Annotated in this window: 18 protein-coding genes; 2 read left to right on the top strand and 16 right to left on the bottom strand. The window is 69.0% G+C overall.

All coding sequences use genetic code 11. The features are described from left to right. Nucleotides 1-12 precede the first annotated feature (12 nt). Entirely contained in the window at nucleotides 13-846 is an 834-nt protein-coding gene (locus QNI14_RS08160; RefSeq protein ID WP_283716043.1) for a universal stress protein, read from the bottom strand. A 256-nt stretch (nucleotides 847-1102) separates the two neighbouring features. On the opposite strand from QNI14_RS08160, the gene QNI14_RS08155 reads away from it, so the two are divergent. Then, nucleotides 1103-3064 carry an acyltransferase family protein gene (locus QNI14_RS08155; RefSeq protein WP_283716042.1) on the top strand — a complete coding sequence of 654 codons (1962 nt, stop codon included), beginning with the start codon at nucleotides 1103-1105 and terminating at the stop codon, nucleotides 3062-3064. Nucleotides 3065-3106: 42 nt separating this feature from the next. Continuing rightward, nucleotides 3107-4150, top strand: coding sequence for a GNAT family N-acetyltransferase (locus QNI14_RS08150; protein ID WP_430539261.1), 1044 nt, complete (start codon nucleotides 3107-3109; stop codon nucleotides 4148-4150). Nucleotides 4151-4278: 128 nt separating this feature from the next. Here QNI14_RS08150 and rplQ read toward each other — a convergent pair whose 3' ends face one another. The 15 genes from rplQ to rplF form a co-directional block, all read right to left on the bottom strand. After that, nucleotides 4279-4839 carry a 50S ribosomal protein L17 gene (rplQ, locus tag QNI14_RS08145; RefSeq protein ID WP_283716038.1) on the bottom strand — a complete coding sequence of 187 codons (561 nt, stop codon included), beginning with the start codon at nucleotides 4837-4839 and terminating at the stop codon, nucleotides 4279-4281. Nucleotides 4840-4886: 47 nt separating this feature from the next. After that, nucleotides 4887-5876, bottom strand: coding sequence for a DNA-directed RNA polymerase subunit alpha (locus QNI14_RS08140; protein ID WP_283716037.1), 990 nt, complete (start codon nucleotides 5874-5876; stop codon nucleotides 4887-4889). A 123-nt stretch (nucleotides 5877-5999) separates the two neighbouring features. Then, a complete protein-coding gene (gene rpsK / locus QNI14_RS08135) occupies nucleotides 6000-6398 on the bottom strand; it encodes a 30S ribosomal protein S11 (RefSeq protein ID WP_283716036.1) in 399 nt (132 codons plus the stop codon). 34 nt (nucleotides 6399-6432) lie between these two features. Then, nucleotides 6433-6807, bottom strand: a complete 375-nt coding sequence (gene rpsM / locus QNI14_RS08130; RefSeq protein ID WP_283716035.1) for a 30S ribosomal protein S13 — start codon at nucleotides 6805-6807, stop codon at nucleotides 6433-6435. A gap of 147 nt (nucleotides 6808-6954) precedes the next feature. Further along, nucleotides 6955-7071 carry a 50S ribosomal protein L36 gene (rpmJ, locus tag QNI14_RS08125; RefSeq protein ID WP_005050492.1) on the bottom strand — a complete coding sequence of 39 codons (117 nt, stop codon included), beginning with the start codon at nucleotides 7069-7071 and terminating at the stop codon, nucleotides 6955-6957. A gap of 66 nt (nucleotides 7072-7137) precedes the next feature. Next, nucleotides 7138-7359 (bottom strand): translation initiation factor IF-1, encoded by a 222-nt coding sequence (gene infA / locus QNI14_RS08120; RefSeq protein WP_017201569.1) that lies wholly within the window; start codon nucleotides 7357-7359, stop codon nucleotides 7138-7140. A 133-nt stretch (nucleotides 7360-7492) separates the two neighbouring features. Next, entirely contained in the window at nucleotides 7493-8170 is a 678-nt protein-coding gene (locus QNI14_RS08115; RefSeq protein WP_283716032.1) for a DsbA family protein, read from the bottom strand. A gap of 11 nt (nucleotides 8171-8181) precedes the next feature. Then, complete coding sequence (map, locus tag QNI14_RS08110) at nucleotides 8182-9015, bottom strand: type I methionyl aminopeptidase (RefSeq protein ID WP_283716030.1); 834 nt, start codon at nucleotides 9013-9015, stop codon at nucleotides 8182-8184. Beyond that, entirely contained in the window at nucleotides 9015-9602 is a 588-nt protein-coding gene (locus QNI14_RS08105) for an adenylate kinase (RefSeq protein ID WP_283716029.1), read from the bottom strand. The genes map and QNI14_RS08105 overlap by 1 nt, the downstream gene beginning before the upstream one ends. After that, nucleotides 9599-10924 (bottom strand): preprotein translocase subunit SecY, encoded by a 1326-nt coding sequence (gene secY, locus QNI14_RS08100; RefSeq protein ID WP_283716028.1) that lies wholly within the window; start codon nucleotides 10922-10924, stop codon nucleotides 9599-9601. Before secY ends, QNI14_RS08105 begins: the two co-directional genes overlap by 4 nt. A gap of 100 nt (nucleotides 10925-11024) precedes the next feature. Continuing rightward, on the bottom strand, nucleotides 11025-11588 hold the full coding sequence (gene rplO / locus QNI14_RS08095; RefSeq protein ID WP_283716027.1) for a 50S ribosomal protein L15: 564 nt from the start codon (nucleotides 11586-11588) through the stop codon (nucleotides 11025-11027). Beyond that, the gene (gene rpmD, locus QNI14_RS08090) at nucleotides 11588-11773 is read right to left on the bottom strand and encodes a 50S ribosomal protein L30 (protein ID WP_020098644.1); all 186 of its coding nucleotides are present in this window, start codon (nucleotides 11771-11773) and stop codon (nucleotides 11588-11590) included. The genes rplO and rpmD overlap by 1 nt, the downstream gene beginning before the upstream one ends. After that, nucleotides 11773-12450 carry a 30S ribosomal protein S5 gene (gene rpsE / locus QNI14_RS08085; RefSeq protein ID WP_283716025.1) on the bottom strand — a complete coding sequence of 226 codons (678 nt, stop codon included), beginning with the start codon at nucleotides 12448-12450 and terminating at the stop codon, nucleotides 11773-11775. The genes rpmD and rpsE overlap by 1 nt, the downstream gene beginning before the upstream one ends. Next, nucleotides 12447-12806 carry a 50S ribosomal protein L18 gene (rplR, locus tag QNI14_RS08080; protein ID WP_283716024.1) on the bottom strand — a complete coding sequence of 120 codons (360 nt, stop codon included), beginning with the start codon at nucleotides 12804-12806 and terminating at the stop codon, nucleotides 12447-12449. The genes rpsE and rplR overlap by 4 nt, the downstream gene beginning before the upstream one ends. A gap of 2 nt (nucleotides 12807-12808) precedes the next feature. Further along, a complete protein-coding gene (gene rplF / locus QNI14_RS08075) occupies nucleotides 12809-13345 on the bottom strand; it encodes a 50S ribosomal protein L6 (protein ID WP_283716023.1) in 537 nt (178 codons plus the stop codon). Nucleotides 13346-13349 lie beyond the last annotated feature (4 nt).

The raw sequence follows: 13349 nt of genomic DNA, 5'->3' as shown, positions 1-13349 counted from the left end.
ACGCAGCCGACGTCAGCGCACCACGGCGGTGGCCGTCGGCAGGTGCGACAGCAGCTCTTGACTGATCGACCCGAGCAGGAACCGTGCGACGGCCCCGCGCCCGTGCGTTCCGACCACCACGAGCCGGGCGTCGCGCGCGATCTCGCTGAGCACCTGCGACGGGTGGCCGCGCTCCGCCCGACGCACCACCTTGAGGTCGGGGTAGCGCGACGAGATGCCCGCGAGCGAGAGCGCGAGGGTCTCTTCGGCGGCCGACTGCATGTTCGCGAGGTACAGGTCGGGGTAGACCTCCATCGCCGTCCGCGGGGTGTGCAGCGGCGTCCACACGCTCACCGCGATGAGCGGCTCGTCGAGCCGGTCGGCCTCGGCGGCCGCGAACTCGATCGCGTGCTCCGAGACCTCCGAGCCGTCGACACCGACGACGACGCCCGCACCTTCGCCGAGATCGCGGTCCGGCACGACGACGACAGGGCACTTCGACCCGGCGGCGATCCGCATGCCGTGCACGCCACGAGCCGGGCCCGTCCCGGCGCCCCGGTAGTCGCTGCCGATGACGAGCATCGCCGCATCGGCCGACGCCTCCACAAGCACCGAGACGGGGTTACCCGACGCGACGCGGGTGCCGACGTCTCCCCCGACGCGCGCCGCCTCGTCGTCCAGCAGTTGCTGCGCGGCGGTCTGCGCGGCGCCGAGCACCTCGGCTTCGCCGATGGCGCCCACCGCGCCCCCGACGACGGCGATGAGCTCGACGGACTGGTGGGTCCGCGCCGCGCGGGCCACAGCCCAGTCCACGGCGCGACGCGACACCGGTGCTCCGGTGACGCCGACGATGATCCGACCGGACATGATGCATCCCTTCTTCGGGCGACGCGCCAGCCTGATCGCGGTGCCATCAGCGGCGCCGTCGGTGTCTCCTCTCACGCTACCGCGGCGAGAGGCTCCGCGGGAGAGACGCTTCCCCGCCGCACGACCCGGCGCTCCACACACCCGGCATCCCCTCAGGCCCGTCCGAGCACCGGACGTACACTGGATGCCGCGGCCCGCCCCGGCCGCCGCGAGCCACCGACTCGCCCTCGGCCCCCCACCGAACCCGCTGCCACCCATGACCCGATCAACTTCTGCGCGCCTCGGCGGACTCGACGGCCTCCGTGCCGTCGCGGTCCTCCTCGTGCTCGCCTACCACCTGTTCCCGGCATTGCCGGTGCTGCACGGGTTCGTCGGCGTCGACGTGTTCTTCGTGATCTCGGGCTTCCTCATCACCACGCTGCTCCTGCGCGAGCGTGAGGACACCGGGCGCATCGCGCTCGGGGCGTTCTGGCGGCGCCGCGCCCGCCGACTCCTCCCTGCGATCGCCCTCGTCGTGCTGGTGAGCGCGAGCGCCGCGTGGCTCGTCGGCGGCGACGTGCTGGTCGGCCTCGGGATGCAACTGCTGGGCGCCGCGACGTTCGCGTACAACTGGGTGGCGATCGCCGCGGGATCGTCGTACTTCGGTGCCGGCTCGTTCGAGTCGACCTCGCCCGAGCTGCTCCGCAACCTGTGGTCGCTCGCCGTCGAGGAGCAGTTCTACCTCCTCTGGCCGCTGCTCCTCCCCGCCGTCCTGCTGCTGCGCCGCTGGCGCGTCGTGTTCGCGCTCGCCCTGGCCGCCGCGTCGGCGGGCTGGGCCTGGCTCTTGCTCGCCGAAGGCACGACCCGCATCTACTACGGCACCGACACGCACGCCTACGGGTTGCTGCTCGGCGTCGCGCTCGCGTTCCTGCGCCCCGAGCGTCGGGGCCGCGGCGTGCCGGGCACCGTGGGGCTGCTCGCGCTCGTCGGTGTCGTCGCACTCGCGGTGATTCCCTGGCCAGCCGATGCCGCGGTCTTCCCGTGGCTGCTCGTCGCGGCATCCGTCCTCACCACCGTCGCGATCGCCGCCGCCGTCCGCCCGGGCGCGTGGCTCGGCAGCACCCTCGACGTCGCGCCGCTGCGCTGGGTCGGCGAACGCTCGTTCGGGCTGTACCTGTGGCACTGGCCGATCGTCGTGCTGCTCACCGCCGCCGTGTCGGGCGCATCGCCGGACGTCGACGTGCCCGTCTGGGTCGGCGTACTCACCCTCGTGCTCACGGTCGGGGCCGCCGCGGCATCGTACCGCTTCGTGGAGCAACCGATCCGCCGGCGAGGCCTCCGCGGATCCGTCGCAGCGCTCGACCGCGCCCTCCGCGGGCGTCCCGCGCGGCGCTTCGGGGCGACGGCCGCCGTCGTCGCAGGGCTCACCCTCGTCGCCGGCACCACCTCGGCCGTGGTCGACGCCCCGCAGATGGCGTCGAGCGAGAGCGTCGTCGCACAGGGGCAGCGCGCGCTCGACGCGGCATCCGGTACCGCCTCACCAGGCCCGACGATGCCCGGAGTCGTGATCAAGCCGGGCGCCGCACCGCTGCCGCCGCAGTGCGCGTCGACGCACCTCTCCGACGACGAGGGCATCTGCGTCGCCCCCGACGGCCGCCCTGCGCGCCCCGCCCCGGCGTCAGTCCCGGGCTCGCGCATCTCGGCAGTCGGCGACTCCGTGATGCTCGCGTCGGCACCGGGCCTGCTCGAGCGGATGCCGGGAATCGACGTCGATGCGAAGGTGTCACGGTCGATGTCCACCGGCACCGACATCGTCGCGCGCATGGCCGAACGCGACGAATTGCGTGACTACGTCGTCGTCGCGCTCGGCACCAACGGCCCTGTCGACGGTGCCGACCTGCGTCGCTTGCGTGAGGACGTCGGCCCGGAGCGGACGCTCATCCTCGTCAACGCGTACGCGCCGCGCGACTGGATCCCGGGCGTCAACCGCACCCTGACGCGGTTCGCCGCGAAGACCCCCGGTGTCGTCGTCGCCGATTGGTCGGGTGCCATCCGTGCGCACACCGACCTGCTCGCCGGCGACCGGATCCACCCCGGCGCCGCCGGTGGACGCGTGTTCGCCGACACGGTCGAGCACACCGTGAACGAGGTGGAGAACGAGCGCGCCGAGCTGGCGTACCGGGTCTCGGTCGCGCAGTGGACCGTCGCCCAGACCTTCGGCGACGATCCGAAGCCCTGACCTGCCTCCCGGAAGACATGCCGTCTGCGTAACATGGCCCGCGTGAGCGCACCCCACCTCGCCGACCGCCTCGGCCGCCCGTCCGCACCGACACCTCCGGCACACCCCGCGATCGCGACCTGGCGCGCGGCCACGAGCGACGACATCGACGCCATTCACGCCGTCTTCGCGGCGGCCGACGCCGTCGACCACCCGACCTGGATCACGCCCCGCCAGGACGTCGCCGAGGTCTTCGACCTTTCCCACGTCGATCCCGCACTCGACACCCTCGTCGCGGTCCTCCCCGACGGCTCGATCGTCGCTGCCGGCTCCGCGATGCTGCACCCGTCGCGCGTCGACGGCAAACTGTCCGTCGACATCGGCGGTGCCGTCCACCCCGAGTGGCGGCGACATGGCATCGGCGGCGCAATGATGGCGTGGCTCGACCAGCGTGGGCTCCAGCAGATCGCGCAGGCGGCCGCCGCGCTGGAGGATGGCGGCACCGCGGGGCAACTGAAGGTCTACGCCCGCGAGGACAACGTCGACCATGTCGCAGTCGTCGAGGCGCAGGGCTACACGCCCGAACGCTGGTTCACGACGATGGAGCGGGTCCTCGCTGGCGAGCCGACGCAGCTCGAGGCGCCGGAGGACATCACCGTCCTCCCCTATGACCGAACCCGCGACGAGGACGCCCGCGTAGCGCGCAATGACGCGTTCCGTGATCACTGGGGCAGCCTCCCCTCCAACATGGAGCGGTGGCAGCACTTCGTCGGGGGCGACTTCTTCCGCCCCGACTTGTCGCGCATCGCTGTGGCATCCGACGGCACGATCGTCGCCTTCTGCCTGGCATCCGTGAACGAAGACGACTTCGCGGCGCTCGGCGGATCGCACGCGTACATCGATCTCATCGGTGTGGTCCGCTCGCACCGGGGCCGCCGGCTGGCCCCGCTCGTCGTGTCGGCGACGCTCGGGGCGATCTTCGCGAATGGCCTGGAGCGCGCGGTGCTCGACGTCGACACCGCGTCGCCCACCGGCGCGAACGCGCTCTACGAGCGCCTCGGCTTCGTCGCCACCGAGCGCGACGTCGCCCTCGTCCGCCGCGTCTGACCGGCCCCGCGCGACGCCCCACACGCGCGACGGCCCACGCCGCCCGCGGCATCCGCCCCCGCAACACAGCGCAGGGCCCGCCCCCGAAACGGGGGGCGGGCCCTGCGGTATCCCTCGGTGAGGGAGTCTTACTTGGCGTCGTCGCTCTCGACGGCGTCCTCGGCAGCAGCCTCAGCGGCAGCGCCTTCCTCCTGCGACTCCGCGCCGGCGTCGGCCGCGGCGGTCTCCTCGACGGGAGCCTCCTCGACGACCTCGGCCTCTTCGGCGACCGGCTCAGCCGGAGCGGCAGCGGCGGGCGCAGCCTTCTTCGCGGCCTTCGCCTTCGGGGTGACGGGCTCGAGGACGAGCTCGATCACGGCCATGGGCGCGTTGTCACCCTTGCGGTTGCCGACCTTCGTGATGCGGGTGTAGCCACCCTCACGCTCGGCGACCAGCGGCGCGATCTCGGCGAAGAGCTCGTGCACGACGGTCTTGTCGCCGATGACCGACAGCACGCGGCGGCGTGCGTGCAGGTCGCCGCGCTTGGCGAACGTCACCAGGCGCTCCGCGAACGGACGCAGGCGCTTGGCCTTCGTCTCGGTCGTGGTGATCGACTTGTGGGTGAACAGCGCAGCGGCGAGGTTCGCAAGCAGCAGGCGCTCGTGTGCGGGGCCGCCTCCGAGGCGAGCACCCTTCGTGGGCTTGGGCATATCAGTTACTCCAGTTGGAAAAGATCAGTCGGTCGGACCGGCGTGGGTCAGACGGTCTCGTCGTCGTAGCCGCCGTAGAAGTGCGCGCCGTCGAACCCGGGGACCGAGTCCTTCAGCGACAGGCCGAGCGACACGAGCTTGTCGCGCACCTCGTCGACCGACTTCTGACCGAAGTTGCGGATGTTCATGAGCTGCGTCTCCGAGAGGGCGACGAGCTCGGACACCGTGTTGATGCCTTCGCGCTTGAGGCAGTTGTACGAGCGGACCGACAGGTCGAGGTCCTCGATCGGCATCGACAGCTCGTTGGTCAGGACCTCGGCGACCGGCGCGGGGCCGATCTCGATGCCCTCGGCCTCGACGTTCAGCTCGCGAGCGAGACCGAACAGCTCGACCAGCGTGCGACCAGCCGATGCGACGGCGTCGCGGGGCGTGATCGAGGGCTTGGTCTCGACGTCGAGGATGAGCTTGTCGAAGTCGGTGCGCTCACCCGCACGGGTGGCGTCGACGCGGTAGCTGACCTTGAGGACGGGCGAGTAGATCGAGTCCACGGGGATCTGACCGGCCTCGGCGTACTCGTTGCGGTTCTGCGTCGCCGAGACGTAGCCACGGCCACGCTCGATCGTGAGCTCGAGCTCGAACTTCGCCGAGTCATTGAGCGTCGCGATGACGAGCTCCGGGTTGTGCACCTCGACACCGGCGGGAGCCGAGATGTCGGCGGCGGTGACCTCACCGGCGCCGGTCTTGCGGAGGTACGCCGTGATGGGCTCGTCGCGCTCGCTCGAAACCACGAGCTGCTTGATGTTCAGGATGATCTCGGTGACATCTTCCTTCACACCCGGGACGGTGCTGAACTCGTGCAGCACGCCGTCGATGCGGATGCTGGTGACCGCGGCACCCGGGATCGACGACAGCAGGCTGCGACGCAGCGCGTTGCCGATCGTGTAGCCGAAGCCCGGCTCCAGGGGCTCGACGACGAACCGGCTCCGGAACTCGCCGATCTTCTCCTCGGTCAGAGTGGGACGCTGTGCAATGAGCACTATGTGTTCCTTTCAGTCACGTGACCGCTATATGACACGTGCAGTTTCAAGAGGTGTTGAGTTGTGTCTCGGATGCCGGTGGGTCACGCAGAAGCGAGACTCACCGGCATCCGTGCAAAGCGATCAGACGCGGCGACGCTTCGGGGGGCGGCAGCCGTTGTGCGCCTGGGGCGTGACGTCCGAGATCGAGCCGACCTCGAGGCCGGCGGCGGTCAGCGAACGGATCGCCGTCTCGCGGCCGGAGCCCGGACCCTTCACGAAGACGTCGACCTTCTTGACGCCGTGCTCCTGCGCCTGACGCGCAGCGGACTCGGCGGCCATGCCGGCGGCGTACGGGGTCGACTTGCGCGAGCCCTTGAAGCCGACGCCACCCGAGGAGGCCCAGCTGATGACCGCACCCGAGGGGTCGGTGATCGAAACGATCGTGTTGTTGAACGTCGACTTGATGTGGGCCTGGCCCAGCGCGATGTTCTTCTTCTCCTTGCGGCGCGGCTTGCGCGCAGCGGACTTGGCCTGTGCCATGTGCGTGTTCTCCTAAACCTGTGGCGGCCGCGCTTTAGCGCGCCTTCTTCTTGCCGGCGACGGTGCGCTTCGGGCCCTTGCGGGTGCGCGCGTTGGTCTTCGTGCGCTGACCGCGCACGGGCAGGCCGCGACGGTGACGGAGGCCCTCGTACGAACCGATCTCGACCTTGCGGCGGATGTCGGCGGCAACCTCACGACGGAGGTCACCCTCCACCTTGTAGGTGCCTTCGATGTGGTCGCGGAGGGCGATGAGCTGGTCGTCGGTCAGGTCCTTGACGCGGATCGACTCGTCGATCTCGGTCGCGGCGAGGATCTCGACGGAGCGGGTACGGCCGATGCCGTAGATGTAGGTGAGGGCGATCACCACGCGCTTGTCGCGCGGGATGTCAACGCCGGCAAGACGTGCCATGCGATGTCTCCTAGGAGTGAGTGGAGGTGTGGAGCAGGATCGGTGCCCGGGCCTCCGACCCGGGGTGTCCCCCGCACTGCGGGTTCTGATCCTGCCGTTGTGTGTATTGAGTTGTGAGACTGCGGGCCGCGCGGACGCGGCATCCGCTCAGCCCTGGCGCTGCTTGTGACGCGGGTTCGACTTGCAGATGACCATGACGCGACCGTGGCGACGGATGACCTTGCAGTGGTCGCAGATGGGCTTGACGGAGGGGTTGACCTTCATGATGTTCCTGATTCGCTGTCTTCGCCGACGCACCTGGTGGCGCGGGGCGTTACTTCTCGACCGGTCTCAGCGGTAGCGGTAGACGATGCGACCACGGGTCAGGTCGTAGGGCGAGAGCTCCACGACCACGCGGTCTTCGGGGATGATGCGGATGTAGTTCTGCCGCATCTTTCCGGAGATCGTGGCGAGGACCTTGTGACCGTTGCTCAGCTCAACGCGGAACATCGCATTGGGCAGGGCCTCGGAGATCACACCCTCGATCTCGATGACACCGTCTTTCTTCGCCATACGCTCGCTTACAGTTGGCAGACCGGTCGGTCTGCGGTTTGAGTGGGATTGTGGTGACACGCCGAAAAGGCGCAAGGCACCAAAGATTCAGTGTACGTGATATTTTCCCACCCCGCCACCCGGGCGTGGCGGCTCAGCCGATGCGCGACAGCAGGTCGGCCTCGACGTCGCCGGTCACGTTCACGTACTCGCCGTCGACGAGGAGCGTGGGCGTTCCCGCCCCGCCGTTCACCGGGTCCTCGGGGATCGACGAGGTCTGCTCGGCGACGAGGTCGTCCCAGGTGCGGTCGGCGATGCAGTCCGCGGCGCCCGGTGCGCCCGCGGCTTCGGCCGCGGTGACGAGCTGCTCATCGGTCAGGCCCGCACCCGAAGGCTTCTGCCCGAACACATCGACGTAGAACGGGAAGGCGGCGGTCGGCTCGGCCTCCGCCACGCAGTACATGGCGTTCGACGCACGCTTGGAGAAGTCGGTGCCGGATGCCGCGTTGAGCCCCGACAGCGCCACCGGATGCACGTTGAGGGTGATCGCGCCGGCCTCGAGCTGCTCCTCGATGTCGGCGCCGTAGATGTCCTCGAAGTCCTGGCAATGCGGGCAGTAGAAGTCGACGTACACGTCGACCTGCGTCTCACCGGTTCCGATCACGACCGCGCCGGTCGACTCGTCGATGCCCGCGCTGTCGGGTCGGGCAGCGGGCGCCGAGGCGGCGCCGTTCATCACGACCACCAGCGCGATGATGATCGCCAGCACGGCGACCACCGCCACGCTGATCCAGACCGCGAACCAGTTCGTCTTCCCCGCAGCCGCGGCCATGCTCGTCCTCCTCAGGCGATCGGAACAGGCGTGACGCCGAACGCGGCGAGCTTCGAGGCTCCGCCGTCGGTGGCGGTCAGCACCCAGATACCACCATCGTGCACCGCGACGCTATGTTCCCAATGGGAGCCGTCCGTGCCGTCGACGGTGGACACCGTCCAGTCGTCGTCTTCGACGAGCGTCGCTTCGTCGCCCGCGACGACCATGGGTTCGATCGCGAGGCAGAGGCCCGGGCGCACCTCGGGTCCGAGGTCCGCGACCCGGTAGTTGAACACCGTCGGCCCTTCGTGCATCTTGCGGCCGATGCCGTGCCCGACGTAGTCGCGCAAGATGCCGTAGCCCTCGCCCGACGACTCGATCGAGGTCTGCACGGCGTCACCGATCTCACCGACGCGCGAAGCGGATGCCAGTGCCGCGACACCCGCCCACAGCGAGGTCTCGGTCACGTCGGACAGGCGCTGCCGCGCGGCGACGAGTTCGGGGCGCGTCGGGTCGGGCACCACGATCGTGATCGCGGAGTCACCGTTCCAGCCCTGGAACTGCGCGCCGCAGTCGATCGAGACGATGTCGCCGGGCTGGAGCACGCGCTCCCCCGGGATGCCGTGGACGACCTGCTCGTTGACCGAGATGCAGGTCGTGTGACGGTACCCGCGCACGAGCTGGAAGTTCGACTCGGCACCGCGCGAGACGATGACGTCGTGGGCGATCGCGTCGAGCTCGAGGGTCGACGCGCCCGCGACTGCGGCCGGACGGACCGCGTCGAGTGCCGCGGCGGTGATGAGACCGGGTTCGACCATCGCCCGCAGCTGGGCGGGCGTCTTGTAGATCGAACGGCGGAAGACCATCAGGCGGTGATGCCGCGCGCCGCGAGGGCGGCGGTGATGCGCTCGGTGATCTCGTCGAGCGTCCCGACACCGTCGATCACGTCGACGACACCGCGTTCGCGGTAGACGTCGAGGATCGGCGCGGTCTCGGACTCGTAGATCGCCAGACGCTTCGCGATCGACTCCTCGTTGTCGTCGGCACGGCCCTGCTCTGCGGCACGCAGCGACAGCCGCGAGATCGACTCGTCGCGCGGCACCGAGAGCTCGATGACGGCGGTGAGCGCTTCGCCGCGACCGGTGAGGAACGCGTCGAGATCGCCGACCTGACCGAGGTTGCGGGGGTAGCCGTCGAGGAGGAACCCGGCCGCGGCATCCGGCTGCTCGAGACGGTCGCGGACGATCGCGCTGGTCAGCTCGTCGGGCACGAGGTCGCCGGCGTCGATGATCGCCTTGACCTTGAGCCCGAGCTCGGTGCCGTCCTTCACATTGGCGCGGAACACGTCGCCGGTCGAGACCGTCGGGATGCCGAGTGCGTCGGAGATCCGCGCGCCCTGGGTGCCCTTGCCCGAACCCTGCGGACCGACGATGAGGAGGCGAGCAGCGGTCATCGGAGGAGCCCTTCGTAGTGGCGCTGCTGGAGCTGCGCGTCGATCTGCTTCACGGTCTCGAGGCCGACACCGACGATGATGAGGATCGATGCGCCACCGAACGGGAAGTTCTGGTTGGCACCGACCGTCGCCAAGGCGACGAGCGGCACGAGTGCGATGAGGCCCAGGTAAATCGAGCCCGGCAGCGTGATGCGCGTGAGGACGTAGTCCAGGTACTCGGCCGTGGGCCGACCCGCGCGGATGCCGGGGATGAAGCCGCCGTACTTCTTCATGTTGTCCGCGACCTCGACCGGGTTGAACGTGATCGCAACGTAGAAGTAGGTGAAGCCGATGATCAGGAGGAAGTAGACCGCCATGTAGAGCGGGTGGTCACCGGTGGTGAAGTTCGTCTGGATCCACGACACCCAGCCCGGGACCGAACCGTCGGCGGCCGGGTTCGCGTTGAACTGCGCGATGAGCGCGGGGATGTAGAGCAGCGACGACGCGAAGATGACGGGCACGACGCCGGCCATGTTCACCTTGATCGGAATGTAGGTGTTCGTGCCGCCGAGCGTGCGACGGCCGACCATGCGCTTCGCGTACTGCACCGGCACCCGACGCTGTGACTGCTCGACGAAGACGACGAGCGCGACGGTCAGGACGCCGACGGCGAGCACGAGCAGGAAGGTCTCGAAGTTGCGCGCCTGCGCGATGCCCCAGAGCGCCGAGGGGAAGGTCGCGGCGATCGAGGTGAAAATGAGCAGCGACATGCCGTTGCCGATGCCGCGCTCGGTGACGAGCTCGGCCATCCACATGATGAGGCCGGTGCCGGCGGTCATCGTGATGATCATGAGGAGCTGCGCCCACCATGCCTCGTCGGTGAGGAGCTGCTCACACTCGGCGATGCCGGTGATGCCGAACAGCTGTCCCGAGCGGGCGACCGTGACCAGCGTGGTCGACTGGAGGAGCGCCAGCGCGATGGTCAGGTACCGGGTGTACTGGGTCAGCTTGGCCTGGCCGGACTGACCTTCCTTGTACAGCGTCTCGAAGTGCGGGATCACGACGCGCAGCAGCTGCACGATGATCGTCGCGGTGATGTACGGCATCACGCCGAGCGCGAAGATCGACAGCTGCAGCAGCGCGCCGCCCGAGAACAGGTTCACGAGCGAGAGCAGGCCCTCGGTCGAACCGGACTGGTCGAGGCAGGACTGCACGTTCGGGTAGTCGACGAACGGCGTCGGGATGTGTGCACCGAACCGGTAGATGGCGATGATCGCCAGTGTGAAACCGATCTTCCGACGCAGATCCGGAGTGCGGAAGACCCGCGCGATGGCGCTGAACAAGGGGATTTCCTCCAGTGGGATGCTGGGCGCGTCGAAACACGCCGCATTCCAACATACGGCAACAGGGGCCGGAGGTGATCCTCCGGCCCCTGTGACGCGATTACTTGATCGAACCGCCTGCGGCGACGATCTTCTGCTCGGCCGAACCCGAGACCTTGTCGACGGAGACCGTCAGCGCGACCGAGATGTCGCCGGTGCCGAGCACCTTGACCTTCTCGTTCTTGCGGACGGCACCCTTGGCGACGAGGCCCTCGACGGTGACGTCGCCACCGGCCGGGTACAGCTCGGCGAGCTTGTCGAGGTTGACCACCTGGTACTCGACGCGGAACGGGTTCTTGAACCCGCGCAGCTTCGGCGTACGCATGTGGAGGGGCATCTGCCCACCCTCGAAGCCCACCTTGACCTGGTAGCGAGCCTTCGTACCCTTGGTTCCACGACCCGCGGTCTTACCCTTGGAGCCCTCACCGCGACCGACACGGGTCTTCGCGACGTTGGATCCGGGGACCGGACGCAGGTGGTGCACCTTGAGCACGCCGGGGCGCGACGCGGGGGCATCCTTCTTGGCGGCGGGCTTCGCAGCCGCCTTCGGAGCTGCCTTCTTGGCAGCGGGCTTCTTCGCAGGAGCCTCGACGGTCTCGACCGTCTCGTCCTTCTTCTCAGCCATCAGTCGATCTCCTCAACCTTCACGAGGTGCGCGACGGTCTTGATGTAGCCGCGCGTCTGCGCGTCATCCGGACGAACGACGGAGTCGTTGATCCGCTTCAGACCGAGCGAACGCAGCGTGTCACGCTGGTTCTGCTTCTCGCTCACCTTGGACTTGACCTGGGTCACCTTCAGACGGGCGGCCATCATGCACCAACCTTCGCTGCCTTGGCAGCCTCGGCCTCGGCGCGGACGAGCCGGGCCGGAGCGACCTGGTCGAAGTCCAGGCCACGGCGCGCGGCGACCGCACGGGGCTCTTCGAGCTGCTTCAGCGCCTGGACCGTCGCGTGCACGATGTTGATCGTGTTCGACGAGCCGAGCGACTTCGACAGGACGTCGTGGATGCCGGCGCACTCGAGCACGGCGCGGACCGGACCACCGGCGATAACACCGGTACCGGCAGCGGCCGGGCGCAGGAGCACCACACCGGCAGCGGCCTCACCCTGGGTGGGGTGGGGGATGGTCGAACCGACGCGCGGCACGCGGAAGAAGTTGCGCTTGGCCTCTTCGACCCCCTTCGAGATGGCGAGGGGGACCTCACGCGCCTTGCCGTAGCCGACGCCGACGAGACCGTTGCCATCGCCCACGACGACGAGCGCCGTGAAGCTGAAGCGGCGGCCACCCTTGACGACCTTCGACACGCGGTTGATCGTGACGACACGCTCGAGGAACTGGTTGTCGCCCCGGTCGCGCGAGTTGCGGTCACCGCGAGTCTGGCTGCGCTCGCGGCCACCGCGGCGCGGCTCGCGCTCGGCAGGCGCCTCGGCGGCAGCCGTGGTGGGCTGCTCGGTCGCAGTCACTTCGTTCTCCTTGTTCTCGGTCACAGGTTCAGACCTCCTTCGCGAGCGCCATCGGCGATCGCAGCGACGCGGCCTGCGTAACGGTTGCCACCGCGGTCGAAGACGACCTCGGAGACACCTGCGGCCTTGGCACGCTCGGCGACGAGTTCGCCGACCTTGCGGGCCTTCGCGGTCTTGTCACCGTCGAACGTGCGCAGGTCGACCTCGAGGGTCGAAGCGGATGCCACGGTGAAGCCCTTGCTGTCGTCGACCAGCTGGACGAAGACGTGACGGGCGGAACGGGTCACAACGAGACGCGGACGCGACTCGGTGCCCACGATCTTCTTGCGAAGACGGGCGTGACGACGCGAACGGGCGTCGGACTTGCTCTTGAGAGCCATGGTTACTTACCACTCTTTCCGGCCTTGCGGCGCACGACCTCGCCCGCGTACCGCACACCCTTGCCCTTGTACGGCTCGGGCTTGCGGATCTTGCGGATGTTGGCGGCAGCCTCACCGACGGCCTGCTTCGAGATACCGGCGACGGTGACCTTGTTGTTGCCCTCGACCGTGAGCGTGATGCCCGCGGGCGCCTCGACGAGCACCGGGTGCGAGAAGCCGAGTGCGAACTCGACCGCCGTGCCCTTCTGCGCGACGCGGTAACCGGTTCCGACGACCTCGAGGCCCTTGGTGTAGCCCTGGGTCACGCCGATGATGTTGTTGTTGATGAGGGTGCGGGTGAGCCCGTGGAGCGCGCGCGAGTCACGCTCGTCGTCGGGCCGCGAGACGAGAACCTGGTTCTCCTCGACAGCAACCTCGATGGGGCGCGCGACGGCGAGCACGAGCTCACCCTTCGGGCCCTTGACGGCGACGTCCTGACCGGTGACCGTGACGGTCACGCCGGCGGGGATGTCGATGGGAAGTCGTCCAATACGCGACATGTCA

This window comes from Microbacterium dauci (assembly GCF_030065535.1).
Classification (GTDB): Bacteria; Actinomycetota; Actinomycetes; order Actinomycetales; family Microbacteriaceae; genus Microbacterium; species Microbacterium dauci.
This window is presented reverse-complemented; position numbering and strand designations above follow the sequence as displayed.

What these genes read in the sequence shown, in the direction of transcription:
- QNI14_RS08160 (WP_283716043.1), bottom strand. Translation starts at nt 846, where the DNA reads ATGTCCGGTCGGATCATCGTCGGCGTCACCGGAGCACCGGTGTCGCGT.
- QNI14_RS08155 (WP_283716042.1), top strand. Translation starts at nt 1,103, where the DNA reads ATGACCCGATCAACTTCTGCGCGCCTCGGCGGACTCGACGGCCTCCGT.
- rplQ (WP_283716038.1), bottom strand. Translation starts at nt 4,839, where the DNA reads ATGCCCAAGCCCACGAAGGGTGCTCGCCTCGGAGGCGGCCCCGCACAC.
- rpsK (WP_283716036.1), bottom strand. Translation starts at nt 6,398, where the DNA reads ATGGCACAGGCCAAGTCCGCTGCGCGCAAGCCGCGCCGCAAGGAGAAG.
- rpsM (WP_283716035.1), bottom strand. Translation starts at nt 6,807, where the DNA reads ATGGCACGTCTTGCCGGCGTTGACATCCCGCGCGACAAGCGCGTGGTG.
- rpmJ (WP_005050492.1), bottom strand. Translation starts at nt 7,071, where the DNA reads ATGAAGGTCAACCCCTCCGTCAAGCCCATCTGCGACCACTGCAAGGTC.
- infA (WP_017201569.1), bottom strand. Translation starts at nt 7,359, where the DNA reads ATGGCGAAGAAAGACGGTGTCATCGAGATCGAGGGTGTGATCTCCGAG.
- QNI14_RS08115 (WP_283716032.1), bottom strand. Translation starts at nt 8,170, where the DNA reads ATGGCCGCGGCTGCGGGGAAGACGAACTGGTTCGCGGTCTGGATCAGC.
- map (WP_283716030.1), bottom strand. Translation starts at nt 9,015, where the DNA reads ATGGTCTTCCGCCGTTCGATCTACAAGACGCCCGCCCAGCTGCGGGCG.
- QNI14_RS08105 (WP_283716029.1), bottom strand. Translation starts at nt 9,602, where the DNA reads ATGACCGCTGCTCGCCTCCTCATCGTCGGTCCGCAGGGTTCGGGCAAG.
- rplO (WP_283716027.1), bottom strand. Translation starts at nt 11,588, where the DNA reads ATGGCTGAGAAGAAGGACGAGACGGTCGAGACCGTCGAGGCTCCTGCG.
- rpmD (WP_020098644.1), bottom strand. Translation starts at nt 11,773, where the DNA reads ATGGCCGCCCGTCTGAAGGTGACCCAGGTCAAGTCCAAGGTGAGCGAG.
- rplR (WP_283716024.1), bottom strand. Translation starts at nt 12,806, where the DNA reads ATGGCTCTCAAGAGCAAGTCCGACGCCCGTTCGCGTCGTCACGCCCGT.
- rplF (WP_283716023.1), bottom strand. Translation starts at nt 13,345, where the DNA reads ATGTCGCGTATTGGACGACTTCCCATCGACATCCCCGCCGGCGTGACC.